At 69.2% G+C, this 1,902-nt stretch carries 2 protein-coding genes; both read right to left on the bottom strand.

Annotation, left to right across the window (positions count from 1 at the left end):
• Positions 1 to 37: 37 nt before the first annotated feature.
• Positions 38 to 1,186, bottom strand: a complete 1,149-nt coding sequence (locus tag ACL02T_RS34795; RefSeq protein WP_503129112.1) for an IS1634 family transposase — start codon at positions 1,184 to 1,186, stop codon at positions 38 to 40.
• A 63-nt stretch (positions 1,187 to 1,249) separates the two neighbouring features.
• Positions 1,250 to 1,789, bottom strand: coding sequence for a hypothetical protein (locus tag ACL02T_RS34800; RefSeq protein WP_412835079.1), 540 nt, complete (start codon positions 1,787 to 1,789; stop codon positions 1,250 to 1,252).
• Positions 1,790 to 1,902: the final 113 nt, after the last annotated feature.

The following is a 1,902-nucleotide window of genomic DNA, read 5'->3' on the forward strand; positions in this document are numbered from 1 at the left end:
CCCGAGTTTGATCAGAAGGCTTAGTGCGTGACGCAGGTCAGCCGCGCAGTGCTGTGACGACCGGCTCGAGGTCGGCCGGGATGTGGGGCGGGAAGGTCTGCTCGGCGCCGTTGATGGCGATCGTGGCCGAGCGCAGCGGCCGTAGCGTGCGGACGAGGCGGCGGATGGACAGTCCGGTGCGGGCCTGGGCGGTGCGAGCGAGGGCGAGCGCGGCGAACACGATGGTGAGGTGGGCTTCGATGCTGTCGCGGGTGCGGTGGAACATCGGCCGGGCCGCCAGGTCGGTCTTGCTCATCCGGAACGACGCCTCGACCTGCCAGAGGTCGTGGTAGGCCGCGATCACCTCGGCCGCGTTCATGACCGGGGCGGGCAGGTTGGTGACGTAGCCCTTGAGCCCGGCCAGGCGCCGGGCGCGGGCGAGGGCCTTCTCGTCGAGGATCTGGCCGTCGCCGGTGTTGCGGACGAACCGCGGCGTGCGAGCTGTCCTGTCGCCGTTGACGACGTTGCGGGCCCGGGTCTCCTGCGCGTTGAGGGTGCGGTTGTCCCGGGCGAACCGCTTGGCCGAGTAGGCCCACACCGCCCGCCACGATCCCGGATGCGTCGAGGGGTCCCAGACCGGCTCGTCCCGCAGCCTGGTGTCGTTGGCCAGGTTCGCGCCGCGTTTCGGGGTGAGGGTGTCGACGTGCTGTCCATCGGTGAAGGCGTCGCCGTGCCAGTGGAAGTGCGACTCCAGGTCGATCGGGGCCTTTGACTGGCGCGAGCCGACGATGAACTTGAACCCGGCGTCGTCGAGGGTGGTCAGGTTTGCGGCGGACAGCATGCCCGCGTCCGCCACGATGATCATGTTCTCGATGCGGTGCCTCGACTTGAACGCCTCGATGATCGGCACGATCGTCAGCTTCTCGGCCTTGTTGCCCTCGAAACAGCCGATCTCCAGGGGGAAGCCGTTGCGGTCGACCAGCAGCCCGACGACGACCTGTGGGTCGATGCGGCGTTCCTTGGAGAACCCGACCTTGCGCAGGCCGTCCTCCTTCTCCGCCTCGAAGTAGAGCGTGGTCACGTCGTAGAGCACCAGACTGACATCGCCGCAGCTCAAGGCATGCGCGAAGCACAGATCGGCGATCCGGTCCCGGTAGGAGCCGCGTGCTGCCCCAAACCGGCTCCCCATCGTGTCGGGTCTGTCCATTCCGGACTCTTCGGCGTCCTCGGGGCGGTCGGCTTCGGGGCTGCTGGTGTCGGAGTCGTCTGTCTAGGCGGCGCGGCGCAGGGTGCGCCACAACGTGGGATACGACGCCGCTTGCCTTCCCATGTCGGCCAGGACCCGCCCGACGTCGAGCAGCGAGGTGGGCTCGACGACCCGGGCGATCACCAGGTCGCGGAAGACCTCGTCATCCAGCTCGGCGAACCCGAGGGACTCGTAGACCGCGACGAGCAGGTCGAACAGCAGCGTCGAAGCGGTGTCGACCACGCTGCCCGCCGCGGTCGCCTGCACCGTCGAGCCGCCGCCCGACGTGCCCTCCGACGAGGTAACCGGCCCGAACAGGGCCGGCTCCGGTGGTACCGGCGCGAGTCTGTGCCGGCGCGTCACCTTGGCCAGGCCCAGGTCCAGCTCGCCCTGCGCGGCGTCGTCGAGCATGCCCTGGGCTCGGGCGATCAACAGCCCGAGCTCGACCTCGCTGTGTGCCGAGCCCAAGTGCGCGACGATCCGCTGCCGGCGCCCGGACACGTACTCCGCGATCTGCACCGCCGTCGCACCCGAGCCCGTCCGGACCCGCCTGATGAACGCCACAACCCGGCAGCCTACCCATCGATTAGTGCGTGAATCCCGCACCAACCCTCACAATCACCGGCAGGTCACAGCCCTGCCGCTCCGCCAACGCCGTTCCGCTGATCAAACTCGGG

Source organism: Pseudonocardia oceanicola (assembly GCF_047200735.1).
Lineage (GTDB): Bacteria > Actinomycetota > Actinomycetes > Mycobacteriales > Pseudonocardiaceae > Pseudonocardia.

Coding starts and splice junctions, on each gene's coding strand:
- ACL02T_RS34795 (WP_503129112.1), bottom strand. CDS start 1,186: ATGGACAGACCCGACACGATGGGGAGCCGGTTTGGGGCAGCACGCGGC.